At 67.8% G+C, this 23,682-nt stretch carries 17 protein-coding genes; 5 read left to right on the forward strand and 12 right to left on the reverse strand.

Going from position 1 to position 23,682, the window contains the following annotated elements:
- Positions 1-28 precede the first annotated feature (28 nt).
- Positions 29-2,338, forward strand: a complete 2,310-nt coding sequence (locus ACR4XJ_RS04305; RefSeq protein ID WP_434754039.1) for a methyl-accepting chemotaxis protein — start codon at positions 29-31, stop codon at positions 2,336-2,338.
- A 333-nt stretch (positions 2,339-2,671) separates the two neighbouring features.
- Here ACR4XJ_RS04305 and ACR4XJ_RS04310 read toward each other — a convergent pair whose 3' ends face one another.
- The 6 genes from ACR4XJ_RS04310 to ACR4XJ_RS04335 form a co-directional block, all read right to left on the reverse strand.
- On the reverse strand, positions 2,672-3,406 hold the full coding sequence (locus tag ACR4XJ_RS04310; RefSeq protein WP_434754040.1) for a cyclase family protein: 735 nt from the start codon (positions 3,404-3,406) through the stop codon (positions 2,672-2,674).
- On the reverse strand, positions 3,391-4,908 hold the full coding sequence (locus ACR4XJ_RS04315) for an aspartate ammonia-lyase (RefSeq protein WP_434754041.1): 1,518 nt from the start codon (positions 4,906-4,908) through the stop codon (positions 3,391-3,393). The genes ACR4XJ_RS04310 and ACR4XJ_RS04315 overlap by 16 nt, the downstream gene beginning before the upstream one ends.
- Before the next feature lie 187 nt (positions 4,909-5,095).
- A complete protein-coding gene (locus ACR4XJ_RS04320; RefSeq protein WP_333507427.1) occupies positions 5,096-5,632 on the reverse strand; it encodes a peptidylprolyl isomerase in 537 nt (178 codons plus the stop codon).
- Positions 5,633-6,011: 379 nt separating this feature from the next.
- Positions 6,012-8,600, reverse strand: coding sequence for an ATP-dependent chaperone ClpB (gene clpB / locus ACR4XJ_RS04325; RefSeq protein ID WP_434754042.1), 2,589 nt, complete (start codon positions 8,598-8,600; stop codon positions 6,012-6,014).
- 162 nt (positions 8,601-8,762) lie between these two features.
- Positions 8,763-9,101 (reverse strand): chaperone modulator CbpM, encoded by a 339-nt coding sequence (locus ACR4XJ_RS04330; RefSeq protein ID WP_434754043.1) that lies wholly within the window; start codon positions 9,099-9,101, stop codon positions 8,763-8,765.
- A 118-nt stretch (positions 9,102-9,219) separates the two neighbouring features.
- Complete coding sequence (locus tag ACR4XJ_RS04335) at positions 9,220-10,164, reverse strand: DnaJ C-terminal domain-containing protein (protein ID WP_434754044.1); 945 nt, start codon at positions 10,162-10,164, stop codon at positions 9,220-9,222.
- A 247-nt stretch (positions 10,165-10,411) separates the two neighbouring features.
- On the opposite strand from ACR4XJ_RS04335, the gene ACR4XJ_RS04340 reads away from it, so the two are divergent.
- Positions 10,412-11,545, forward strand: coding sequence for a polysaccharide deacetylase family protein (locus ACR4XJ_RS04340; RefSeq protein WP_434754045.1), 1,134 nt, complete (start codon positions 10,412-10,414; stop codon positions 11,543-11,545).
- Between the two features lie 281 nt (positions 11,546-11,826).
- Here ACR4XJ_RS04340 and ACR4XJ_RS04345 read toward each other — a convergent pair whose 3' ends face one another.
- The 3 genes from ACR4XJ_RS04345 to ACR4XJ_RS04355 all read right to left on the reverse strand — a co-directional run bounded on the left by ACR4XJ_RS04345 (position 11,827) and on the right by ACR4XJ_RS04355 (position 14,896).
- Positions 11,827-12,852, reverse strand: a complete 1,026-nt coding sequence (locus ACR4XJ_RS04345; protein ID WP_434754046.1) for a threonine aldolase family protein — start codon at positions 12,850-12,852, stop codon at positions 11,827-11,829.
- 125 nt (positions 12,853-12,977) lie between these two features.
- Positions 12,978-14,132 (reverse strand): glycosyltransferase family 4 protein, encoded by a 1,155-nt coding sequence (locus ACR4XJ_RS04350; RefSeq protein ID WP_434754315.1) that lies wholly within the window; start codon positions 14,130-14,132, stop codon positions 12,978-12,980.
- Between the two features lie 131 nt (positions 14,133-14,263).
- Positions 14,264-14,896 (reverse strand): hypothetical protein, encoded by a 633-nt coding sequence (locus ACR4XJ_RS04355; protein ID WP_434754047.1) that lies wholly within the window; start codon positions 14,894-14,896, stop codon positions 14,264-14,266.
- Positions 14,897-15,360: 464 nt separating this feature from the next.
- On the opposite strand from ACR4XJ_RS04355, the gene ACR4XJ_RS04360 reads away from it, so the two are divergent.
- From ACR4XJ_RS04360 to ybeY, 3 genes are read left to right on the forward strand one after another with little or no spacing between them, the layout of a single operon-like run.
- Positions 15,361-16,356: a PhoH family protein gene (locus ACR4XJ_RS04360; RefSeq protein ID WP_434754048.1), complete on the forward strand. Its 996-nt coding sequence runs from the start codon at positions 15,361-15,363 to the stop codon at positions 16,354-16,356.
- A complete protein-coding gene (locus ACR4XJ_RS04365; RefSeq protein ID WP_434754049.1) occupies positions 16,325-18,913 on the forward strand; it encodes an HD family phosphohydrolase in 2,589 nt (862 codons plus the stop codon). Before ACR4XJ_RS04360 ends, ACR4XJ_RS04365 begins: the two co-directional genes overlap by 32 nt.
- Positions 18,914-18,919: 6 nt before the next feature.
- Entirely contained in the window at positions 18,920-19,462 is a 543-nt protein-coding gene (ybeY, locus tag ACR4XJ_RS04370) for an rRNA maturation RNase YbeY (protein ID WP_434754050.1), read from the forward strand.
- Between the two features lie 139 nt (positions 19,463-19,601).
- Here the strand turns inward: ybeY and gatB are convergent, their stop codons facing one another.
- The 3 genes from gatB to ACR4XJ_RS04385 all read right to left on the reverse strand — a co-directional run bounded on the left by gatB (position 19,602) and on the right by ACR4XJ_RS04385 (position 23,576).
- The gene (gene gatB / locus ACR4XJ_RS04375) at positions 19,602-21,032 is read right to left on the reverse strand and encodes an Asp-tRNA(Asn)/Glu-tRNA(Gln) amidotransferase subunit GatB (RefSeq protein ID WP_434754051.1); all 1,431 of its coding nucleotides are present in this window, start codon (positions 21,030-21,032) and stop codon (positions 19,602-19,604) included.
- Between the two features lie 100 nt (positions 21,033-21,132).
- Positions 21,133-21,810, reverse strand: a complete 678-nt coding sequence (locus ACR4XJ_RS04380; protein WP_434754052.1) for a DUF4254 domain-containing protein — start codon at positions 21,808-21,810, stop codon at positions 21,133-21,135.
- 20 nt (positions 21,811-21,830) lie between these two features.
- A complete protein-coding gene (locus tag ACR4XJ_RS04385) occupies positions 21,831-23,576 on the reverse strand; it encodes an ARMT1-like domain-containing protein (protein WP_434754053.1) in 1,746 nt (581 codons plus the stop codon).
- Positions 23,577-23,682 lie beyond the last annotated feature (106 nt).

A 23,682-nucleotide genomic window follows, 5' to 3' on the forward strand; every position in this document is an offset into this window, starting at 1 on the left:
AGAGACACACTGTTTCCGGGGGTACCACATGCGTTTCAAGAGCATCTCCACGCAGATCACCGTCCTTACCGGCGGGCTGGTCATCTTCTTCATGTGCGCGTTCGTGTTCATCGCGTCCAACACCGCCTACGACGGCATGCTGCGTAGCGAGACGGCCAACATGGCCCAGGTGGGGCAGCAGATCGAAAAGGCGGCCGAAGACTTCGTGACCGGCAACCTCACCGCCGTGCGCGGGCTGACCCAGCAGAAGGCGCTGGCCAGCGGCGTGCTGTACGGCAGCGCCAGCCTGGTCATGAAGGACCAGTTGCAACAGACCCTGAAGGGCAACCCCCATTACGCGGCCATTTACGCGTTCGACGCCACGGGCAAGGTGCTCTACGGCTACACCGGGGACGGGCAGGAGATTTCCGGCAAGCCGCTGGACATGCCCGAAGTGCTCGCCGCCACCGGAGCGGGCAAGGAATTCATCGCCACCGTGCCGTTCAAGGGACCCAAGGGTAACGTGCTGTTCACCATCGCGGCCCCGGTGCTCAACGTCATGGGGCAGTCGGGCGGGGGCATCGCCATCACCCTGGACTGGTCCAGTTTCAGCGCCCGCTTCGTGGAAAGCGTGAGATTCGGCGAACACGGCTATCCCTTCGTGCTGGACGGCGGCGGCAGGCTCATCTCGCACCCCGTGAAGGACCTGCTCTTCGCAGACATGAACAAGTACGAGTTCGTGCGCACCGTCATGGGGCAGCAGACCGTCCAGGTGGAATATCCGTGGGAGGGCAAGCCCAAGATTCTGGTCAGCCGCACCATGCCGCTCACCGGCTGGAAGATCTGTGCCTCTGCCTACGAGGACGACCTGGCCGCGGTGGCGCGCCAGCAGCGGGTGCTGCTGGCGGCGACGGGGCTGGTGGCCATCGTGGCCATGACCGGTTCCATCGTGCTGCTGACCCGCCGGGTGATCCTGGCTCCCATGAACCGCATCCGCCAGTTCGCCGGGCAGGTGGCCCAGGGCGACCTGCGCGCCGTCATGGACGGGGTCTACCGCTGCGAACTGGACGACCTGGCCACCTCCATCCGGTCCATGGTCGGGGAACTGAAGGAAAAGCTGGGCTTCTCGCAGAGCGTGCTGGATGCCATGGTGGTGCCCGTGCTGATCGTGGACCGCGAGGAGCGCACGGTGTTCACCAACAAGGCGTGCATGGACATGCTGGAGATCGACACCGACCCCAAGGCGCAGTACGGCCGCACCCTGGCCGAAGTGTTCTACAACGACCCCGGCCGCAAGACCGCCGTGGGCCGGGCCATGGACGAAAAGACCAGCATCAGGAATCTCGAGGTGGTCATCACCGGCCACAAGGGCGGCAAGGTGGACGTGCTGGCCAACGTCACCTACCTGCAGGACTATGACGGCAACGTCATCGGGGGCTTCTGCCTGTACATCGACACCACCGAGATGAAGCGCCAGGCCGCCATCATTGCCGAGCAGAACGAACGCATCGCCCGCGCCTCGGCCGAGGCCGACGACGTGGCATCGCAACTGGCCGCCGCGTCGGAGCAGCTTTCGGCGCAGATCGAGCAGTCCTCGCGCGGGTCCGATATCCAGCGGGAACGCACGGCCGAGGCGGCCACCGCCATGGAAGAGATGAACGCCAGCGTGCTGGAGGTGGCCCGCAACGCCGGAAGCGCGGCCGAACTGGCCGAAAAGGCCAAGGCCCGCGCCCAGGAAGGGGCCGGGGTGGTGGACGGCTCGGTGCGCACCATCCAGCATGCCCATGATCTGGCGTCGCACCTCAAGGCCGACATGGCCGAACTGGGCACCCAGGCCCAGGGCATCGGCCAGATCATGAACGTCATCGCCGACATCGCGGACCAGACCAACCTGCTGGCGCTGAACGCCGCCATCGAGGCGGCGAGGGCGGGCGACGCCGGACGCGGATTCGCCGTGGTGGCCGACGAGGTGCGCAAGCTGGCCGAAAAGACCATGACCGCCACCAACGAGGTGGGCAGCGCCATCCGGGGCATCCAGGAAAGCGCGCGCAAGAACATCGACAACACCGAAAAGGCCACCGCCGCCATCGAGGAAGGCACGGGCATGGCCCGCCGCTCGGGCGACGTGCTGCGCGAGATCGTGGGCCTTGTGGAAAACACCGCCGACCAGGTGCGCTCCATCGCCACGGCGTCGGAGCAGCAGTCCGCCGCCAGCGAGGAAATCAACCGCTCCACGGACGAGATCACCCGCATCGCCGCCGAAACGGCCGAAGCCATGCGCCACTCGTCACAGGCGGTGGAGGACGTCTCGCGGCTGGCGTCGGACCTCAAGCGGATTATCGGAGACATGCACAGCTAGGGGCTGTCTCCAAATTGTCTTTTCGCCCGTTGGCGGCGTCAAACTTCGCCTGCCATGGCGTTGCTGTCCTTATCCGTAAGACTCGCAAGCTCGTCTAACGGCTAAGGCTCGGTCGAATACGATAAGAGTACGCTCTGCGGTCGCCATCCGTAATGCTCGAAGACTCGCATAACGGCTGCCGCACTCCCTCATGGCAGGCTAGTTTTCCTTGCCAACGAACGAAAATCCTAATTGGGGAGACAGCCCCTAAAAAACGCAGGGGCACTGCATCATCCCGCCGCTTCGCAGACACCGTAAACAAGGGGGAGGAACCATGAGGTTCCTCCCCCTTGTTTACGGAATGAACGCCGTAACGGCCACCGGCGCGCCGGTGCCGCCGCACAGCGGCAAAGGGGCCAGCAGCGCGTGCGCCCCGGTGGGGGGCAGGCCGTCCAGCCCGGCCAGGCATTCCACCACCACGGCCCCGGCGGCCAGGGCCATGCGGTTGCACAGGAATTCCGCGTCGTCGGGGGCGTCCACCCCGTGGGTGTCGATGCCGATGCCCGCCGCCCCGCGCTCGTGCACCAGCAGGTGCACGGCATCCGGCGTGAACGAGGGAAACACCATGGGCGGCGCATCGCCCGGCCCGGCGCGCAACGCGCCCCACTGCACCCCCATGAACCGTTCCGGCTCGCGCCACAGGTGATGCCAGCCGGTGTTGCACACGAACAGGCAGCCGCGCGGAACCCGGCCGTGGGCCGCCTCCCAGGCCAGCACGTCGTCCGGGGCGCAGTGCGCGCCGGGGTCCGCCGCCGCCCTGCCGCGCAGGTCCAGCACGGCCAGGGGCAGCAGTAGCGGCCACGGCGCCGCCGCGCGCACGTCGGCGCCGCCGGGCAGAAAAGACAGCGGCGCGTTGACGTGGGTGCCGCCGTGCTCGCCCATGGCGAAGGCCCGCAGGTCGTAGCCGTCCTCTTCTCGGCAGGCCACCTCCAGAAAGGTCACGGGCGGGTCGCCCGGCCAGCGCGGCATGCCGGTTCCGATGGGGTGCGCAAGGTCCGCCAGGCGGGTGAATGTCAGGCCACGGGACATGCGCCCCCCTCATTCGGCCCGCTGGCCGGGTCACAGGACGGGCCATCATTGGGCCGTCCACCCTGCCCCGCCGTTTCCCGCGCCATGACGCCGTTGCGGTGACCGCGCACGTCGCGCGGGCCCAGCATCTTGGCCGGGTCCATCAGGTCGTCGTAGTCTTCGGGCCGCATCAGGCCGCGTTCGGCCAGCAGGTCGCGCGGCGCGCGCCCGGTGGCGCGGGCATCCTTGACCACGGCGGCCGCCGCCTCATGGCCGATGACCGGCGCCAGCGCCGTGACCATGCCCAGCGAGCCGTGCAGCAGTTCCAGGCAGCGTTCGCGGTTGGCGGTGATGCCCTCCACGCAGCGCACCCGCAGGATACGCGCCGCCCGCGTGAGGATTTCCAGCGACTGGAACAGGTTGCAGGCCATGATGGGGCCGAACACGTTCAGTTCCAGTTGCCCCGCCTCTGCCGCCAGGGTCACGGTAAGGTCGTTGCCGATGACCTGCTGGCAGACCTGGTTGACCAGTTCAGGAATCACCGGGTTGACCTTGCCGGGCATGATGCTGGACCCCGGCTGCACGGCGGGCAGGGCTATCTCGCCAAGGCCGGTGAACGGCCCGGACGAGAGCAGCCGCAGGTCGTTGCATATCTTGGAGAGCTTCACGGCGATGCGTTTCAGCAGGCCCGACAGGGTGACGTAGGCCCCGGCGTCGCTGGTGGCCTCCACCAGGTTGGGCGAAAGCGAGAGCGGCAGCCCGGTGATGTCCGCCAGCCTGCCGCAGACCAGGGGCGCATAGCCGGGCACGGTGTTGATGCCGGTGCCCACGGCCGTGGCGCCTATGTTCACCTCGCACAGCAGGCGGGCCACCTCGGCCAGGCGGTCGATGTCCTCGCCCACGGTCACCCCGTAGGCCGCGAATTCCGCGCCCAGGGTAATGGGCACGGCGTCCTGCAACTGGGTGCGGGCCATCTTGATCACGTCGGCGAAGGACTCGCCCTTGGCGTGGAAGGCGTCGCGCAGTTCGCGCAGCGAGCCTCCCAGGTCGCGCGCATACCATACCAGCGAGATGCGCAGCGCCGTGGGGTACACGTCGTTGGTGGACTGCGAGAGATTGACGTGGTTCAGCGGGCTGATCACCCCGTACTCGCCGCGCGCCCGGCCCATGATCTCCAGCGCGCGGTTGGCGATGACCTCGTTGGCGTTCATGTTCACAGAGGTGCCCGCCCCGCCCTGAATCACGTCCACCACGAACTGGTCGTCGAAGCGGCCCTCGCGCACCTCGCAGCAGGCCTGCACGATGGCCTGGCCCACGTCGCCGTCCAGCAGGCCCAGTTCCATGTTGGCCAGGGCGGCGGCCTTCTTCACCGAAGCCAGCGCCTGCACGAAGCGCGGGTGGCGGCCGATGGTCTGCCCCGTGACGTCGAAATTCTCCAGCGCCCGCAGGGTCTGCACGCCGTAGTAGGCGTGGGCGGGCACCTTGCGCTCGCCCAGGCTGTCGCGTTCGATGCGGTATTCCATGAGGATGCCGTCCTTGCTTCCGGGATGTCGGAATGTACCGTGGCGGCCCGTGTGTCGGGCGCGCACGATGGCACCATAGCACCCTTGCCGCCGCCCGCCTATGGGCTGCGCCGTCACGCGAAAGCGCCCCGCCACCCGTAGGGGGTGCGGGGCGCTGCCGGTACATTGCCGTGATGCGTGCGCGGGGCTACTTCGCCGCCGGGGGCTGCACGGTGGCCTTCTTGATGACCACCGGGGTGGTGGGCACGTTCTCGAACGAGCCCACGGTGGCGGTGCGCACCGCCTTGATCTTGTCCACCACGTCGGCGCCTTCGATCACCTTGCCGAACACGGCGTAGCCCCAGCCCTGCATGGTGGGGGCGCGGTGGTCGAGGAAGGCGTTGTCCTTCACGTTGATGAAGAACTGGGCCGTGGCGGAATTGGGGGCCATGGTGCGGGCCATGGCCACGGTGTACTTCTCGTTGCGCAGGCCGTTGTTGGCCTCGTTCTCGATGGGCTCGCGGGTGGGTTTTTCGCGCATCTTCTCGTCGTAGCCGCCGCCCTGGATCATGAAGCCGTCGATGACGCGGTGGAAGATGGTGCCGTCGTAGTGGCCCGCCGCGACGTATTCGCGGAAGTTGGCGGCGGACTTGGGGGCCTTTTCGTCATCCAGTTCGATGACGATGTCGCCCATGCTCGTTTCCAGCTTGATCACCGTGTGTCCCCTCTGTGCCGAAGCCGCCATGGCGGTTCCGTGACCTGCGAACGCGAAAAGGGCCGTAAGCGCGGCCAGCAGCAACCAACGCATGTTCTGCTCCGGGAATGTGAAAGTTGGATGGGCGAACCGCCCGTGCCGGTGCCATTACCAGAAGCGCCACCGCAGGGCAATCGGCATGGCCCTGAACCACCCCCAAATAAAAAGTTTGGGAGGGAGCGGCAGCCGTTGCACGAGCGCTCAGCGCGAGTGCTTACGGATGGCGACAGCAACGCGGGGTTCGGGGAGGGAGACCCTTTTGCGCGCTGCGGTCGCCATCCGTAAGGTTCGCAAGCTCACCTAACGGCTGCCGCAAAGGGTGCCCCTCCCCGATTCCTCTTCCTCAACATATCTTCAAAATTGCCATGTGCTATTCGAACGTCAGCTTGTCCAGCCTGACCCCGATGGTCACGTGCTGCCCGTCCTTCAAGTCGCCCGAAATCAGGCGGCGGGCCAGCGGTGTTTCCACGTTGGTCTGCAAATAGCGCCGCAGGGGCCGCGCGCCGTACACCGGGTCGTAGGCCGATTCGGCGATGAAGTCGCGCGCCGCGTCGGTGAGTTCCACGGTGATCTTGCGGTCGGCCAGGCGCGCCCGCAGCCTGCCCAGCAGCAGTTCCACGATGCGCCCGATCTGCTCGGGCAGCAGCGGGCGGAACATGACGATCTCGTCCACCCGGTTCAGGAATTCCGGTCGGAAGTGGCGGCGCATCTCGTCCATCACCCTGTCGCGTACGCCGGGGCGGAACTCGCCCGCCTCGGTGATGCCGTCCAGCAGGTGCGTCGAGCCGATGTTGGACGTCATGATGATGATGGTGTTCTTGAAGTCCACCGTGCGGCCGTGGCTGTCGGTGAGCCGCCCGTCGTCAAGGATTTGCAGCAGCACGTTGAACACGTCGGCGTGGGCCTTTTCTATCTCGTCGAACAGCACCACGCTGTACGGCTTGCGGCGCACCGCCTCGGTCAACTGGCCGCCCTCGTCGTAGCCCACGTAGCCGGGGGGCGCGCCGATGAGCCGGGCCACCGCGTGCTTCTCCATGTATTCGCTCATGTCGATGCGCACGATGTTGTCCTCGCTGTCGAACAGCGATTCCGCCAGCGTCTTGCACAACTCGGTCTTGCCCACGCCCGTGGGGCCGAGGAAAATGAACGACCCGATGGGCCGCCCGGGGTCGGACAGCCCGGCCCGGGCGCGCAGCACGGCTTCGGCCACGGCCTGCACGGCCTCGTCCTGGCCCACCACCCGCTCGTGCAGCACGTCGCCCAGACGCAGCAGCTTTTCGCGCTCCGATTCCAGCAGCCGGGTGACCGGGATGCCGGTCCAGCGGGCCACGATCTCGGCCACGTCGTCGGGGCGCACCTCTTCCTTGAGCAGGCGGTTCTCGTCGTCGCCGCGCTCGGCGTCGGCCAGCTTGCGCTCCAGTTCCAGCAGCTTGGAATACTTCAGTTCGGCTGCGCGGTTGAGGTCGTAGTTGCGTTCCGCCTCGTCGATGGCCAGGCGAGTGCGCTCGATCTCTTCCTTGATGGTGCGCACGGCGTCGATGGAGCCCTTTTCGCGCTCCCACTGGGCCAGCAGGGTGGCCTGGCTGGCCCGCAGGTCGGCCAGTTCGTTCTCCAGCTTTTCCAACCGCTCGCGCGAGGCCGTGTCCGTCTCGCGGCGCAGGGCTTCCCGCTCGATCTCAAGCTGCATGACCTTGCGGTTGGCCTCGTCCAGTTCGGCGGGCAGCGAGTCGATTTCGGTGCGGATCAGCGCCGCCGCCTCGTCGATGAGGTCGATGGCCTTGTCCGGCAACTGGCGGTCGGTGATATAGCGGTGCGACAGGGTCACCGCCTCGACGATGGCCGAATCGCTGATGCGCACGCCGTGGTGCACCTCGAACCGCTCACGCAGGCCGCGCAGGATGGAGATGGTGTCCTCCACCGTGGGCTCGTCCACCACCACCGGCTGGAAGCGGCGTTCCAGCGCCGGGTCCTTCTCGATGTACTTGCGGTACTCGTCCAGCGTGGTCGCGCCGATGCAGTGCAACTCGCCGCGCGCCAGCATGGGTTTCAGCAGGTTGCCGGCGTCCATGGCCCCGTCGGTCTTGCCCGCGCCCACGATGGTGTGCAACTCGTCGATGAACATGATGATCCGGCCTTCGGCCTTTTCCACTTCCTTCAGCACGGCCTTCAACCGTTCCTCGAACTCGCCCCGGTACTTGGCCCCGGCGATGAGCGCGCCCATGTCCAGCGCGAACAGGCTGCGGTTCTTGAGGCCCTCGGGCACGTCGCCCTTCAGGATGCGGTGGGCGAGGCCCTCGACGATGGCCGTCTTGCCCACGCCCGCCTCGCCGATGAGCACGGGGTTGTTCTTGGTGCGCCGCGACAGGATGCGCACCACGCGGCGGATTTCCGCGTCGCGCCCGATGACCGGGTCCAGCTTGCCCTTGCGGGCCTCTTCCACCAGGTCGCGCCCGTATTTCTGCAACGCCTCGTAGGTGTCCTCCGGGTTGGGCGAGGTGACGCGCTGCGCGCCGCGCACGTCTTCCAGCACGGCCAGCAGCTTGTCCTGGGTCAGGCCGAACTCGCGGGCCACCCGGCCCATGTCCGTGGAGGCGGGCTCTTCGAGGAAGGCGCAGAACAGGTGTTCCACGCTGACGTACTCGTCCTTGAGCCGCTTGGCGAAGTCCTGCGCCCGCACCAGGGCCTGGTTCAGGCGCTGGGTGACGTAGATCTGCCCCTGGGCCGCGCCGGGGCCGCTGACGGCCGGGCGCTTCTGCAAGGCCGCCTCAAGGGCGGCGGCGAAGGCGTCGGGCTTGTAGCCCGCCCGTTCCAGCAGGCGCGGCACCAGACCCTGCTCCTGACGGACAAGGGCCAACGCGGCGTGCTCCACGTCCACCTGCTGGTGCCCGAGGCGCACGGCCGTGGACTGGGCCTCGGCAATGGCCTGCTGCGATTTTTCGGTGAACTTGCTGATATCCATGGTCTCTCTTTCCCCTTTGCCCGGCGGGGCCGGGCCGCGAGCTTCGATGTGCCGGGGCGGCGGCCGTCTTCCCCGGCCGAATGCCGGGGGCGGCGCGCCCGTGGCGGAAAATTCATGTACCGCGCGCGGGTGCGGCGCGGCCGGGTTGGCCTGACTCCGCGTCTAGCGCTGCGCTTCCAGTTCCCGCACCCTGCGTTCCAGCCGGTCGATGCGCTCCAGCAGGTCCACGATGATGGAGCCGCCCAGGCTGGATAGTTCAAAGTCGGCGCAGATGCGCTCCAGCTTGCGGGTGCGGTACACGTCCATGCGGCGGAACAGGTAGCCTTCGCCCGCCGTGCGGCGCGGTTCCAGCCAGCCCAGTTCGATCAGTTCGCCCAGGCGGCTGGGGTGTACGCCGGATATCTGGAGGAATTCCGCCCAGGCGATGAATTCGGAGCGGATGGGCAGTTCGCCGCCCTGCGCGAGGTCGTGTCCAAGGTCATGTCTGTCATCGGGGTACATGTGGTGCCACCTCCGGATGGAAATCGTGTCGGCGGGGTTCCGCGCCAGATCCGGTCAGTCCCGGTCAGGCCCGGTCAGGCCCGCGTCAGTTGGAATCAGGCCCGGTCACCTTGCCCGCTCAGTCGCGCGCCCGGAACGACGAGGTCCGGGCCAGTTCTTCCCACAGTTCCCGTTCGCGCGGGGTGGGCTCGCCCGGCGTGCGGATGCCGATGCGCACGTATTGGTCGCCGCGCGCCGCGCCCGAGCCCAGCCCCTTGCCGCGCAGCCGTAGCTTGCGGCCGCTGCTGGTGCCGGGGGCCACGGTCACGTCCACCTCGCCGTCCAGGGTGGGCACGCGCACCGTTGCGCCAAGGGCCGCCTCCCACGGGGCCAGTTGCAGGTCGTAGATCACGTTGTCGCCATCCAGGGTAAACTGCGGATGCGGGGCCATGCGCACCTTCAGGTACAGGTCGCCCGCCGGGCCGCCGCCCATGCCGGGGTCGCCCTGTCCGGCCAGGCGGATGCGCCCCCCTTCGCGCACGCCGGAGGGGATGTTCACCTCCAGCGTCTTGGTGGAGCCGCCCGCCTCGCGCAGGGTCACGGCCTTGCGGCCGCCCCGGTAGGCTTCCTCCAGCGTCAGCGCGAATTCGGCCTCCACGTCGCGTCCGCGCCGCTGCCGGGCGGAAAAGTTGCCGAACGGGTCCGGCCCGAAGCCGCCCTGCCCGCGCGCCCGCGCCCCGCCGCCACCGAACAGCGTCTCGAAGAAGTCGCTGAATCCGGCACCTTCAAAACCGCGTCCGCCGAAGTCGAAGCGCACGTTCTCGAAGCCGGGCGCGCCCTGGAACTGCTGTCCGTGCTGCCAGTTGGGCCCCAGCTGATCGTAGAGCCGACGCTTCTCGTCGTCCTTGAGCACTTCGTAGGCTTCGTTGATTTCCTTGAAGCGCTCTTCCGCGTTCTTGTCGCCGGGGTTCAGGTCCGGGTGATACTTGCGGGCAAGCTTCTTGTAGGCCTTCGAGATGTCGTCGCGCGAGGAGGAACGCTCCACGCCCAGCAATTTGTAATAGTCCTTGTATTCGACTGCCATCTCGTATAGCTCTCCTTTATCGTCGATGCGGCCGCAAACCTGCTGCCATTGTAGGATAATCCGACGCGCCCCGGTGTCAAGCGGCTTGCGTCAAAAGGCCGACGCGAGATGCGGCCGAAGCCACGCAAGCCATGGCCCCCGCGCCCCTCGACGGCCGCCGCCCGCTGCGCTACAGACGCCGGACGGGACCATGTTTCCACGGTCCCGCCCTTTCATACCCGCAAACCGGCCCCGCCACCGTCACCGCATGTCCGCATCCCGGCCCACCGCGCCTTCCGGCCTGAAAAGCCTGCCCGTGCTGATGTACCACTACGTCAGCCGCAGGAAGAACGCCATCGCCGTCCATCCCGACACCTTCGAGGACCACTGCCGGGCCATGCGCCGCGCCGGGTGGACCGGCATCGGCCTGGCCGAGGCCGAGGCCCATCTGCTGGGCGAGGCCCCGCTGCCGCCGCACAGCGCGCTGATCACCTTCGACGACGGGTTTCTGGACAACTACGTCTACGCCTGGCCCATCCTGAAAAAGTACGGGCACAAGGGCGTCATTTTCGCCGTGGCGGGCAGGGTGGAGGAGGGCACGCCCCGCCCCACCCTGGACGACGTGCGAACGGGCCGCATCCGCGAGGACGCGCTGCCCCGCGTGGACGCGCCCTACGTGCGGCACGAACTGGGCTTTGACGAGCGCAAGGACCTGTTCTGCAACTGGGACGAGGCGCGGCTGATGGAGGCCGACGGCGCCATGGCCGTGGCCGCCCATTCCCACTGGCACCACGCCGTGTTCGCCAGGCCGGAATTCAAGGGGTTTCACGCCCCCGGCCACCGCACGCGCACTTTCGACAGGGTGGACTTTCCCGTGCCGTGGGGGCTGCCCGCCTTCGCGCAGCGGCCCGCCCTGCTGCGCCGCGCCTTCGTGCCCGACCCGCAACTGGTGGCCGCCATCCACGCCCTTGTCCCGCAGGACAAGGCCGGGGCCTACGCCTTTTTCCAGGATTCCGGCAGGGTGCGAGAACTTGAAACATTGGTTGAACTCTTCGCCGCCAAACCGGACGGCCTTGGCGCGTACGAATCCGACGCCGACCGCACCGCCCGCATGACCCGCGAACTGTCCGACTGCGCCGCCACCCTGGCCCGCGAACTGGGCCACCCCGTGCGCTCGCTGTGCTGGCCGTGGGGCGCCTACTGCGACGAGGCCCGCGACATCGCACGCACTCAAGGCTTTTCCGTGTTCTTCGCCACCACCATGGGCCCCAACCCGCCCGGCTGCGCCGACCACGTCCACCGCTTCAAGGCCAAGGACAAGCCCGGCTCGTGGCTGCTGCTGCGCCTGTTCCTGTACTCCCGCCCCTGGCTGGCCAAGCTGTACGCGAAGATGCGGCTGTAACTGTGAAAGAAAATCAAGAAAATGCGGGGGAGGGACCCTTTTGCGGCAGCCGTAGGCGAGTCCCCGAGCCGTACGGATGGCGTCCGCAAAGCATGAAAAGGGTCTCCTCCCCCGCACCCCCTCTCCCCAAAACTTCTATTTGTCTGCACGCTGCCATATGGGCTCGCAAAAACAGAACCGCCCCAGTACCTTGGGGCGGTTCTGTTTTGCGAGCAAAAAAGGGGTTCCAAGGGGGCTATGCCCCCTTGGCCGCCGGAGGCATACAAAAAAACTGCTTCCCCCTACCCCAGCGCCTTCACGGCGTCGATGAACTCCCTCACGTCCGCCTCGGTGGTGTCGAAGCTGGTCATCCAGCGCACCTCGTGCAGCACCGGGTCCCATTCGTAGAAGTAGAAGTCCTGCTGCAACCGGGCGATGTGCTCTGGCGAAAGGCGCGCGAACACCGCGTTGGCCTCCACCGGCCGGGTGATGGCGACGTGGGGCAGGCCGCGCAGGCTGTCGGCCAACAGGCGGGCCATGGCGTTGGCGTTGCGGGCGTTTTCCAGCCACAGGCCGTCGTGCAGCATTTCAATGAACTGCGCGGCGATGAAGCGCATCTTCGAGATAAGCTGCATGCCCTGCTTGCGGATGAAGTTGAATTCCCGCGACAGTTCGGGATTGAAGAAGATCACCGCCTCGCCGAACATCATGCCGTTCTTGGTGCCGCCAAAGGACAGCACGTCCACGCCCGCGTCGCGGGTCAGTTCGGCCAGGCTCACGTCCAGCGCCGCCGCCGCGTTGGCCAGCCGCGCGCCGTCCATGTGCAGCAGCATGCCGTTGGCGTGGGCGAAGTCGGCCAGGGCGCGCACCTGCGCCGGGGAGTACACGGTGCCAAGCTCCGTGGACTGGGTGATGGAAACGACCCGCGGCTGGCTGTGGTGGAAGTCGCCGATCATGTGCAGCAACGGTTCGATATCCGTGCTCCGGATGCGCCCGTCGTACGAGGGGACGGCCTGGAGCTTGGACCCGGTCACCGATTCCGGCGCGCCGCACTCGTCCACGTTGATGTGGGCCACGTCCGCGCAGACCACCGAATGCCACGGCCGGGTCACGGCGCGCAGCCCCAGCACGTTGGCCGCCGTGCCCAAAAACACGAAGTACATGTCGATGTCCGGCCCGAAGTGTCGGGCGAACACTTCCTTCGCCTGCCCGGTGTACGGGTCCTGCCCGTAGGGGCGGGCGTACCCGGCGTTGGCGCGCTCCATGGCGGCGAGAATGCGCGGGTGCACGCCCGAGGCGTTGTCGCTGGCGAAACTCTTGAGGCTCACTGGTGTGTCTCCTGCTCTGGCTCTTGCGTGGCGGGGCGGCATGGGCGGCCCCGTCCGTGGCGCCTGGTATGGCGGCGCGGGCGCGCCGCCGGAATGGGGAAAAGATGTGTCGCGGCCGGTCAGGCTCAGTTGATCAGGCCCGGCCGCCCGGAACGGCATACCCCGCGATAAACATCGAGGGTACGGTTCAGGAAGTCTGCCCGGTGCAGGCTTGCGATGCGCAGTCCGCAGGCCTCGCGCAGGATTTCCAGCCACGGAGGGCTGTCCATGGCGTGGGCGATGGCTCCGGCCATGGCCTCCGCGTCGCCGGGGGGCACCAGCGCGCCGTGGGGCAAGAGATCGGGCATGACCCCCACGGTGGTGGACACCAGCGGCCTGCCGCAAGCCATGATTTCCAGCGCGGCGCGGGCGATGGTCTCGGACCACAGCGAGGCCACCACGCCCAGGTCCATGGCCGAGATGCACGCGGCCACGTCCGGCCGTTTGCCGGTGATCACCGAAATGTCCCCGATGCCCGCCTCGCGCAGCCAGCCCCGCACCGTGGCCTCGGGCGTGGCCGAATCGAACCCGGCCAGCATCAGCCGCAGGCGCGGACGCGGCGTGCCGTCCCAGCGGCCCGCGCGCAGGCCCGCCACGGTCTCGATGAGTTCGCGCTGGCCCTTCACGGCGTCGAACCGGCCCAGCAGCCCCACCACGAAGTCGCCGTCCGACCAGCCGTATTCGGCGCGCACCCGGGCGCGGCCCGCCGCGTCGAACCGGAACATTTCCTCGTCCACCCCGCCGAGGATGGTGTGCACCCGGTCGGCGGGCACGCCCATTTCATTGACGAAGTGCCCGGCCATCACCGAATTGGTGGCGATGACCGCATCGGCCACGCGGGTGTGCAGGAACAGGTTGGGCCGGTTGCCCTTGGGCAGGCGCTGGTCGCCGCGCGTGCGCACCAGCCCGAAGCGGTGCGGCCCGCGCGCATGCAGCGCCTTCAAGAGGCCCCACAGCACGAACGATTCCCCCCGGTGGCAGTTGACCACGTGGGGCCGGAAATCGCGCACCATGCGGTGCAGCGAACCGCACAGACCGGCAAGGGTGAAGGGATTGGCGGAATTCAGCGGCAGGGGGACCGGGTCCAGCCCCCAGGCGCGGGCGCGCTCGAAGGATTCGGTGCCCGCAAGGCCCAGCACCAGGGCGTCGTGCCCGGCCTCGCGCAGCAGGCGGGCCAGCATCATGCCGTACCAGGCCGTGGCGTTGAACCAGCGCACGTTGACCACCTGGATGGTGCGCAACGGCGCGTCGGCCGGTGTCATGGAAGGCATCGGCGACGGCGCGGAGGGAGTGGCGGGGTCTGGCGCGTTCACGGGCACGTCATGCCGCAATCGCCCGGCAATGACAACCCCCGCCGCCCCGCGCCCGCCCCTTACACCCGTGCGCGCAACCCGGTAAGAAAGGTCGCCTGGTCGGCGGTATAGTCCATGATCTGCGACGCCGCGCCGTCCTCGCTCCACCAGGCGCTCATGGCTTCCATCTGCAGGCGGGTCTTCACGTCCTGGGCGGAATATCCTTCCGCCTTGCGGGCCTTCTCGAGGTTGGACAGGGTCTGGATCTTCTGGAGCTGCTTGACCATGTCCGGATTGTCCTTGAAATACTTTTCGATCTTGGCCTTGTCCGCGCTGTCGGTAATCACCGAGACGCCGCCGGTCTTCTCGTTGGTGACCACCCGGAATTCCACATCCTTGTCCACCCCCAGCTTGGTCAGGTCTTCGCGCACCTTGGCGGAAAACTCCTCCTCCAGCTGCTTGCGGTAGTCCTCCACCATGCTGAAGGTCAGCTTGCCGGTGGCGTTGGGCGAAATTTCCTTGAGCACGGCGGAAAGCTGGGACAGGTAATCCAGCGAAAGACCGGTCACCGTGTTGCCGGACGCGGAAGACGACGACGCGCCCGATGCCGAGGACGACGAGGACGACGTGGTGGAACTGCCGTCGGTGTAGTTCGAAAGGTCGATGCCGTACGTGCCGTAGCTGCCGTAGCCGTTGATGGACGAGATGGACATGCTGCCTCCGGGCGGACGATTTTGCCGGGCTCCGCCTTTACATTGCTTGATGCATCGCCCATGCCAGCGCGGAGAGTGAGTCCGCACTGCGCCGGCATCCGGGCCGCGCACCGGCGCGCCGCTCCCGCACGTCACCGCACACGCATATGTACCAACAGATACCGCCGTGCCCGTAGGCAGCGAAACCATTGGACGCCGGGGTTGAAACGGGCTATCGGGGCGGTAACGGACATCCGCGCGGCGCGCCCCCATCCTCTCGCCATCCGGTCGCCAACTGGTCGTATCCGGTTGCCAATCGGGCTTCCTGCCGCGCCTCCGCAAGCCGGGCTCGCCCACCCCGTCCGGCCGGAGCCACGGCCGTTCCCCATGCCGTTCGCCCTCGCGCCCGGCAGCCGGACCGGCCGCGCCGCGTTTGCCGCCCATTGCCCGCAACGCCGCTCCGCCCACCGCAACCCACGAGACACATGTCGCAAACCACCACCGCCGCCACGCTGGAATTCGACGACGCCGCGCTGGCCAACCAGCTGTTCGGCGCGCACAACGCCAATCTTGCCCTGATCGCGGAAAAGTCGGGCGTCCGCCTGGACACGCGCGGGGCCACCGTCACCGTGGACGCGGACGACGCCCGCGTGCGCGAAACGGTGCTGAACCTGCTGGCGCAGCTGTACGGCCTGCTGAAGTCGGGCCACCCCGTGTACCCGCGCGACATGGCCTATGCCTACGGCATGCTGGACCGCGACCCCTCGGCCGACCTGCGGCGCATCTTCCGCGACGCGGTGTTCGTGGTCTCCCCCCGCAAAACCATCACCCCCAAGACCCTCAGCCAGCGCGACTACGTGGCCGCCCTGCGCGAGAACGACATGGTCTTCGCCGTGGGCCCGGCGGGCACCGGCAAGACCTATCTTGCCGTGGCCGTTGCCCTGTCCATGCTGCTGGCCAAGAAGGTCAAGCGCATCATCCTCACCCGGCCCGCCGTGGAGGCGGGCGAAAAGCTGGGCTTCCTGCCCGGCGACCTGGTGGAGAAGGTGAACCCCTACCTGCGCCCGCTGTACGACGCTCTGCACGACATGCAGGACTTCCAGAAGGTGGCCGACATGCTGGAGACGGGCATCATCGAAATCGCGCCGCTGGCCTTCATGCGCGGCCGCACCCTGAACGACGCCTTCATCATCCTGGACGAGGCCCAGAACACCACCCAGGAACAGATGAAGATGTTCCTCACCCGCCTGGGCTTCGGCTCGCGCGCGGTGATCACCGGCGACATCACCCAGATAGACCTGCCCGCATCGGGCAAGGCCGACGCGCTCTCGCGCTCGGGCCTGGTGCACGCCCTGCGCGTGCTTGAAGGCGTCAAGGGAATCCGCTCCATCCGCTTCCATGAAGACGACGTGATCCGCCACCCCCTGGTGGGCAGGATCGTGCAGGCCTATGAACGCCACGAAACCGCAGACCCGCGCTAGACCCAAGGCCCTGACCGCCGAATTCGTGGCCGCGCCGTTCCGCTGGCTGGCGCGCCACCAGGCCGGGCCGGGGCTGTTCTTCTTCTGCCTGACCCTTGCCGTGCTGGCCGTGCTGGCCGGGGCCAACCTGTCGCCCTCGGTGCGGCTGTACGTAGCCGGAGAGGTCGCCTCGCAAGAGGTGACCGCCGACCGCGACCTGCTGGTGGAGGACGTGCAGGGCACCCGCGCCCGGCGCGACCAGGTGGCCCAGTTGCAGCCCGCCGTGTTCGACCTGAGCCGCGAGCCCATCACCGCCCTGCGCCAGCGGGTGCACGAAATCTTCCTGGCCGTGAACCACGCCGACCCGGCGGAGCAGGAACAACTGCGCTGGCAACTGGCCGAGGCCCTGAGCACGGAAATCACCGAACGCACCCTGAGCGTGCTGTCCAGCGAGGAATTGCAGACCCTGGTGACCACCCGCGCCCTGCCGTGGGTGGAATCGCGCCTGGCCGAAGGCGTTTCCGCCGATACGCGCATCGCGCTCCAGTTCAAGGGCGGGGTGCTGCTGCGCGACCTGGGCAGCGGCGGCGAAACCCTGCGCACCGACCTGCAGAACCTGCACGACCTGCGCTCGGTGGTCTCCGAACTGAGCCAGAACCTGAAGAACGAGACCAGGGCTTCGCTGGCCGTGCGGCGCACCGCCGTGCTGCTGATCTCCCCCCTGCTCTCGCCCACCCTGACCCTGAACCGCGAGGCCACCGACGCCCGCGTGGCGGAAATGACCGCCGCCGTGGAGCCGGTGTTCTACCGCATCCAGAAGGGCGAGGTGGTGGTGCGCCAGGGCGAGCGGGTAAGCCGAGAGCAGCAGATGAAATTGCAGGCCCTGTGGGCCCGCAAGGGCGAAAAGGTGCACCTGGCCACCGTGGCCGGGGTACTGGTCACCTCTCTGCTGCTGGGCACGGGCATGCTGTTCTCGCCCAGCGGCCGCATGGGTTCTGCCGTGCGCCAGAAGGACCTGTTCTTCGTGGCGCTGCTGCTGCTGGTGTTCGCGCTGATGTCCAAGGGGCTGACGCTGCTGGGCCAGCGGGTGCTGGAGCAGGGGGCGGCGCTGACGCCGGAAGTGCTGGCCTTCGCCTTTCCCGTGGCCGGGGCGGCGGGCCTGGCCGCGCTGATCTTCTCGGCCCGGCGCTACTGCGTCACCGGCCTGCTGCTGGCCTTCTTCTGCACCGTACTGGCGGGCGGCGGGCTGGCCCTGTTCATGTTCTATTTCCTGGGCGCCATGTGGAACACCTGGCTGGTCACCCGCGCCCAGACCCGCCAGGACGTGGTGTGGAGCATGCTGCCGCTGTGCGCGGGCCTGGCCTTCGTCTGGCTGGGCGCCACGGCGCTGGGGGGCCACGTGGACCCGGCGGCGCTGGCATGGGGGCTGCTGGCCGTGGTGGTCAACGCCATGCTCTCGCTGCTGCTGCTGTTCGCGCTTTCCCCCATCATCGAGCTGTGCCTGGGCTACACCACGCGCTTCCGGCTCATGGAATTGATGAACCTGGAACAGCCGCTGTTGCAGGACCTGATGGTGGCGGTGCCCGGCACCTACCACCATTCGCTCATCGTCTCGAACATGGTGGAGGCCGGGGCCAAGGCCATCGGCGCCAACAGCCTGCTGTGCAAGGTGGCCGCGCTGTACCACGACATCGGCAAGCTGAGCCGCCCGGAATACTTCATCGAGAACCAGTTCGGCGGGCGCAACAAGCACGACAAGCTGGCCCCGTCCATGAGCGCGCTGATTCTCACCTCGCACGTCAAGAAGGGCGCGGAACTGGCCCAGCAGCACCGCCTGGGGCAGGAGATCGTGGACATCATCGGCCAGCACCACGGCACGCGGGTGATCCGCTACTTCTACCAGAAGGCCGTGAACCAGGGCGAAAACCCGCGCGAGCAGGACTACCAGTACCCCGGCCCGCGCCCCCAGACGCGCGAGGCGGCCATCGTCATGCTGGCCGACGCCGTGGAGGCGTCCAGCCGCACGCTGGTGGACCCCACCCCGGCGCGCATCAAGGGGCACATCGACACCATCGTCAAGGGCATCTTCGCCGAAGGGCAGCTTGACGAATCGGAACTGACCTTCAAGGACCTGCACAAGCTGGGCGAAAACTTCCACCGCATCCTGACCGGGCTGTTCCACCAGCGCATCGGCTATCCCGACGCGGCCAGGCCCGGCCAGCCCGACCGTAGCCCGGACCGCGACGCGCCCAAATGCGGCGAGAAGGGCGCGGAAAAGTGCCCGGAGAAAACCGGGGACAAGAGCGGCAAGGCGGCGGAGAAGAGCGGCAAAAAAGCCGATGGTTCCGGCCAGCCCTGCCCCGCCTGCCCCCCTCCCTGCCCGGCCAGCCCGGCATGCCCCGCCTGCGAAGAGCCGCAGCCGCCCATGCCCTGCTGCTACGGCACCCTGGACGGCGGCAACGGCGACGGCCCGATGAAGGCGGACAAGACGGGCAAGGCGGACAGGGCGGACGCTCCTGTGGACGCGCCGGAATCCGCCAGCCCCGAGGTGAACGCCAAGCCCTCCAAGCCCGGCTAGGCCGCCATGCTGGTGCTGCGCCGCTCCCCCGGCCTGGGCTGGATGCTGCCCCTGGCCCCCGGCGAACTGCGCGCCGTGTTCGCGGCCATGCTGGACGCCACCGGCCTTGCCGGATGCACCGTGGAGCTGGACCTTGTGGACGACGAGGAAATCGCCCGCCTGAACGCCGCCCACCTTGGCTGCACCGGTCCCACCAACATCCTGTCCTTTCCCGCCGATGACGGCGCGCCCGTGCCGCCGCCCCTATCGCCGCCCGTGCCGCCGCCCATGTCACCGGAAGACTTCGCACACGATGCCCCCGACAATGCCCCGGACGATGCTCCTGACGGCGACGGAGAACCGGAGGGTTCCCCCTGCCATCTGGGCTGGCTGGTGCTGTCGCTGGACACCTGGGGGCGCGAATGCCTGCTGTACGGGCAGGAGCCGGTGGAACACGCCCTGCGCCTGCTGGCGCACGGCCTTGGTCACCTGGCCGGGTACGACCACGGCCCGGACATGGACGGCTTCACCGACGCCGCGCAAGCCGCCGGGCAGGCCGTTCTGGGCTAGTTGCCCCCTCCCGCCCTGCCCGCCTGCCTCCACAAATGAAGCGGGGGCGGAGGAACCTTGCCGGTTCTTCCGCCCCCGCAGTGCGTTCGGGGTCCGCGTTCCGTCTTTTGCCGCGCCGTGGCCCGGCACGGACCGCGAGCTATCCGAGTTTCTTCTGGAGCAACTCGGTCACCAACGCCGGGTTGGCCTTGCCCTTGGTCTTGCGCATGATCTGCCCCATGAAGAAGCTGATCAGCTTGGTCTTGCCGCCCTTGTAGGCTTCCACTTCGGCCGGGTTCTCGGCGATGGCCTCGTCCACGGCGGTCTCGATGGCCGAGGTGTCGGAAATCTGCACCAGCCCGCGCTCCTTCACGAAGGCTTCGGGCATGGCGCCGGTGTCCACCAGTTCGCCGAAGATGTCGTTGGCGATCTTGGCGCTGATCAGCCCCGCCTCCACGATGCGCACCAGTTCGCCAAGGGCCTCGGGCCGCATGGCGATGGCGTCCACCGTCACCGCGCGCTGGTTCAGTTCGCGCAGCAGCGCGCCCTGCATCAGGTTGGCCACCTTCCTGGGCTGGCCGCAGGCTGCCGTGGCCGCCTCGAAGAAGTCGGCCAGCCCCCGGTCCGCCGTAAGCACGTCGGCGTCCTGCCCGGACAAACCGTGCTGCTCCACGAACCGGGCGCGGCGGGCCTGCGGCAGTTCCGGCAGGTCGGCGCGCCAGCGGGCCAGGTCTTCTTCCGCGATGCGCACGGGCATCAGGTCCGGGTCGGGGAAGTAGCGGTAGTCGTGGGCTTCTTCCTTGCCGCGCATGGACACGGTGACGTTCTTCACCGCGTCGTAGAGGCGGGTTTCCTGCACCACGGCGTCGCCGTCCTCCAGCACGTCCTGCTGGCGGGCGATTTCGTACTCGATGGCCCGCTGCACGTTGCGGAACGAGTTCAGGTTCTTCAGTTCCGCGCGGGTGCCGAACTCCTGCTGCCCCCTGGGCCGGATGGACACGTTGGCGTCGCAGCGGAAGCTGCCCTCCTCCATGTTGCCGTCGCAGATGCCCAGGTACACCACGATGGCGTGCAGGGCCTTGAGGTAGGCCACGGCCTCCTCGGCGCTGCGCATGTCCGGCTCGCTGACGATCTCGATGAGCGGCACGCCCGAGCGGTTCAGGTCCACGTAGCTGGCGTTGTCGCCCGCCGAGTGGATGTTCTTGCCCGCGTCGTCCTCCATGTGGATGCGCGTGATGCCCACCCGGCGCGTCTGGCCGTTCACCGTGATGTCCAGGTGGCCGTGCTCGCAGATGGGCGTTTCGAACTGCGAAATCTGGTAGCCCTTGGGCAGGTCCGGATAGAAATAGTTCTTGCGCGCGAACACCGAGACCGGGTTCACCGTGCAGTTCACGGCCATGCCCATGCGCGCGGCGTATTCCACGGCGCGGGCGTTGGGCACCGGCAGCACGCCGGGCATGCCGGAGCACACCTCGCACACGTTGGTGTTGGGGGCCGCACCGAACGCGGTGGAGCAGGAACAGAACAGCTTGGATTCGGTGCGCAACTGGGCGTGCACTTCCAGCCCGATGACGGCTTCGTACATGGCCATGACAAATCTCCTGAACTACTTGCCTTGCGGCGCAATAGGCGGCGGCGTTTTTTACGCCTCCGGCGGGCAGGGGGGGCAGCGCCCCCCGCTCACACGATTCCTACCCCTTCACGTTCTTGTACAGCTCGGGGTTGAGGCTGGGATCGTTGTACATCTTGAACTGGTAGTACGCCTTGGGCTGCTTGCGGCCTTCCAGGAATTCCCCGGCCAGGTCCAGCACGGCCTGGGCCAGGTCGGCGCGCTGCTCGCGCAGCACGGCCAGTTTGTCGGCGCAGCGCTGGCGGTGTTCGGGCGCGGCGTCGGTCCGCTCGGCCTGTTCCTCCATGTGGAAGACCTTCAGGCTGAGGATGGACAGCCGGTCCACGGCCATGCCCAGCGACTCGGTGTTGTGGCGCGGGCGCTGGCCGGGGGCGGGCGCGGGCAGCAGCGGGCGCAGCAGCGCCACCACGCAGGCGTCCACCTTTTCCATGTAGTCGTTGCGGCGCTGGTTCAGGCCGTCGATGGTGCGCTTGCAGCGGGCGATGACATCCGGCCCCACGTCGATGCGGCGGGCGGTGTCCTCCACGTGCCACAGGCGGAAGTTCATCAGGTGCTGGGCCAGCACCAGCCGGTGCAGCAGGGCCGCGTCGGCCGCCGTGCCCCCGGCGTCCATCGGTTCCGGCGTCTCGGGCGCGGGCTCGTGCGCCGGGGGTTCGGCCACGTGCCAGGCGGCGGTGGCCCGGTGCTGGGCGTCGAAGCATTCCGTGAGCAGCGCTGCCACGGCATGGGGAGTCTGCATCGTATATCCTTGAGGCTGGGTTATCCGCTGATGCCCACGTCGAAGTACTTGCCCACGCCGTATTCGCGGCGGCGGAAGAAGTTGTCCGGCGACGGGCCGATGATCTGGAGTTCGCGGTGCTTCTTCTGCATGTCGAGGGCGATCTGCATTTCCTTGGTGCAGCCGGTGGAGTAGGTGGAATCCTTGCCCGACCACACCGAGGGCACCTTGCGTTCCTGCAACGCGAAGCTCGTCTCTATATCCTCAACGGTCTGGAAACGCCAGACGTCGATGAGGCCGCTGCGCTGGACCCGCTCCCACATGAACATCAGGTCGTCGCCGTCCATGCCTTCCTCGAAGTGCTCGGCGGGGTTGATGATGAAGGTGGTGTCCAGCTTTTCGCGCAGGTGCCGCACGAAGGTATCGACCACGGTGATGGCGGTCTTGGTCTGGCCGGGAATGGAGCCGATGATGCAGCTGTAGAACATCACCGCCTTGCCCTGCTGGCGCGCCTCGCGCATGGCCTCGATGATCTCGTCGGCCTTGCCTGCCAGGTCCTTTTCGGTGAACTTGCGCACCCCGGTCGCGCGGGGCTTGCAGGTGATGTGGCAGCCGCCGTCGTCGTCGCCCCAGAAGCACACGACGTCGCGGGTGAACTGGTGGCTGGTGCGCAAAAAGGTGTGGTCGGCGCGCCAGCCCTTGGCCATGATCAGGTCGCATTCCTTCCAGGCGCGGGCAAAGGTGACGCTGGCGCGGTACAGGTTCAGCCGCTCGCGCGTGCCGTCGGAAACCACCACGAAGCGGTGCTCGCGCAGGTGGCGCAACAGGTCGTTCTTGGTCACCCGGTCGTCGTGCAGGATGAAGGCGGACTCCATCTCCTCCTTCAGCACCGGGTCGGACTCCACGTCCCAGATCATGGGCGCGTAGAAGAAGAAGCCCTCCTTCAGGGCCAGCACCACCTGGTGCCCCATGCGCAGCAGCACGCGGATGATGGCGAGGTCGAACATGACCCCGCCGTCGCCGTCGCACAGGTACAGGATCTTCTTGCGCGGCTCGGTTTCCGGGCCGAACAGCAGGCGCAGCTGGGCGGAAGGTTCGCCCACCTGCTCCAGGGACTGTTCCACCTCCAGCGGCGAGGGCGGACATTCCAGCCAGCGGCGGCCGCGCATGGCCACGTGCAGCAGGCGGACCAGTTCCGTGAGGTCCAGTTCCCAGCGCATGTCCACGATGTCCTTGCGCGGGTCCAGGGTGGCCGGGGGGCGGCGCAGCAGGCGCTGCAACGCCGGGTCCTGCAACAGGGCGCGGGCCTTGCGGTTGGCGGCCTGCTTGCGGCCTTCCCACGGGTCTTCCTGGCCGGACTGGGTGAGCACGATGCTGGTCAGGCGCTTGACCACCCGCGAGGGAATGGCGGTGTGCTGGCTGATGTGCAGGCGGAAGCGGTGGCGGCAGTACTGCATGATGCGCCGCTTGACCTGCTTTTCGATGTGCGTGGCGCTGCGCACCAGGCGCATGATGATGCGCCAGGCGCGGTTGTACTGTTCCTGCAGGGCGCGGGGCGTTTCCGGCGCGGTGAGCAGGCGGAAGGTTTCGTCCGAACAGGGCACGTAAACCTGATCGTCGGCCAGGGCCACCATGAAGCGCAACTGCTCCGGGGTGGCGATGAGCGTGGGGTTCATGAGGTGTTCGAGATTGTTCTCGGTCATGAAGTTGTAGATCCACGCGTCGAAATAGGGGTCCTTGCGCAGGCGGATGTCCCTGACGGCGTCGAACTCGGGCAGCTTTCGCATGGCGACCTCGTGTCGGCGGGGCCGGGTGGCATGGCGGGGCGGCCCCCCGGCAAAGGGCCGTCGCGGAGACGGAGCGGACGAGCGCGTGCCGGACACTATGTCCGGG

Source organism: Nitratidesulfovibrio sp. D1 (assembly GCF_051133415.1).
GTDB lineage: Bacteria > Desulfobacterota > Desulfovibrionia > Desulfovibrionales > Desulfovibrionaceae > Cupidesulfovibrio.

Excerpts from the sequence above, each read along its gene's own strand:
- ACR4XJ_RS04305 (WP_434754039.1), top strand. The coding sequence starts at position 29 with ATGCGTTTCAAGAGCATCTCCACGCAGATCACCGTCCTTACCGGCGGG.
- ACR4XJ_RS04310 (WP_434754040.1), bottom strand. The coding sequence starts at position 3,406 with ATGTCCCGTGGCCTGACATTCACCCGCCTGGCGGACCTTGCGCACCCC.
- ACR4XJ_RS04315 (WP_434754041.1), bottom strand. The coding sequence starts at position 4,908 with ATGGAATACCGCATCGAACGCGACAGCCTGGGCGAGCGCAAGGTGCCC.
- ACR4XJ_RS04320 (WP_333507427.1), bottom strand. The coding sequence starts at position 5,632 with ATGGCGGCTTCGGCACAGAGGGGACACACGGTGATCAAGCTGGAAACG.
- clpB (WP_434754042.1), bottom strand. The coding sequence starts at position 8,600 with ATGGATATCAGCAAGTTCACCGAAAAATCGCAGCAGGCCATTGCCGAG.
- ACR4XJ_RS04330 (WP_434754043.1), bottom strand. The coding sequence starts at position 9,101 with ATGTACCCCGATGACAGACATGACCTTGGACACGACCTCGCGCAGGGC.
- ACR4XJ_RS04335 (WP_434754044.1), bottom strand. The coding sequence starts at position 10,164 with ATGGCAGTCGAATACAAGGACTATTACAAATTGCTGGGCGTGGAGCGT.
- ACR4XJ_RS04340 (WP_434754045.1), top strand. The coding sequence starts at position 10,412 with ATGTCCGCATCCCGGCCCACCGCGCCTTCCGGCCTGAAAAGCCTGCCC.
- ACR4XJ_RS04355 (WP_434754047.1), bottom strand. The coding sequence starts at position 14,896 with ATGTCCATCTCGTCCATCAACGGCTACGGCAGCTACGGCACGTACGGC.
- ACR4XJ_RS04360 (WP_434754048.1), top strand. The coding sequence starts at position 15,361 with ATGTCGCAAACCACCACCGCCGCCACGCTGGAATTCGACGACGCCGCG.
- ACR4XJ_RS04365 (WP_434754049.1), top strand. The coding sequence starts at position 16,325 with ATGAACGCCACGAAACCGCAGACCCGCGCTAGACCCAAGGCCCTGACC.
- ybeY (WP_434754050.1), top strand. The coding sequence starts at position 18,920 with ATGCTGGTGCTGCGCCGCTCCCCCGGCCTGGGCTGGATGCTGCCCCTG.
- gatB (WP_434754051.1), bottom strand. The coding sequence starts at position 21,032 with ATGGCCATGTACGAAGCCGTCATCGGGCTGGAAGTGCACGCCCAGTTG.
- ACR4XJ_RS04380 (WP_434754052.1), bottom strand. The coding sequence starts at position 21,810 with ATGCAGACTCCCCATGCCGTGGCAGCGCTGCTCACGGAATGCTTCGAC.
- ACR4XJ_RS04385 (WP_434754053.1), bottom strand. The coding sequence starts at position 23,576 with ATGCGAAAGCTGCCCGAGTTCGACGCCGTCAGGGACATCCGCCTGCGC.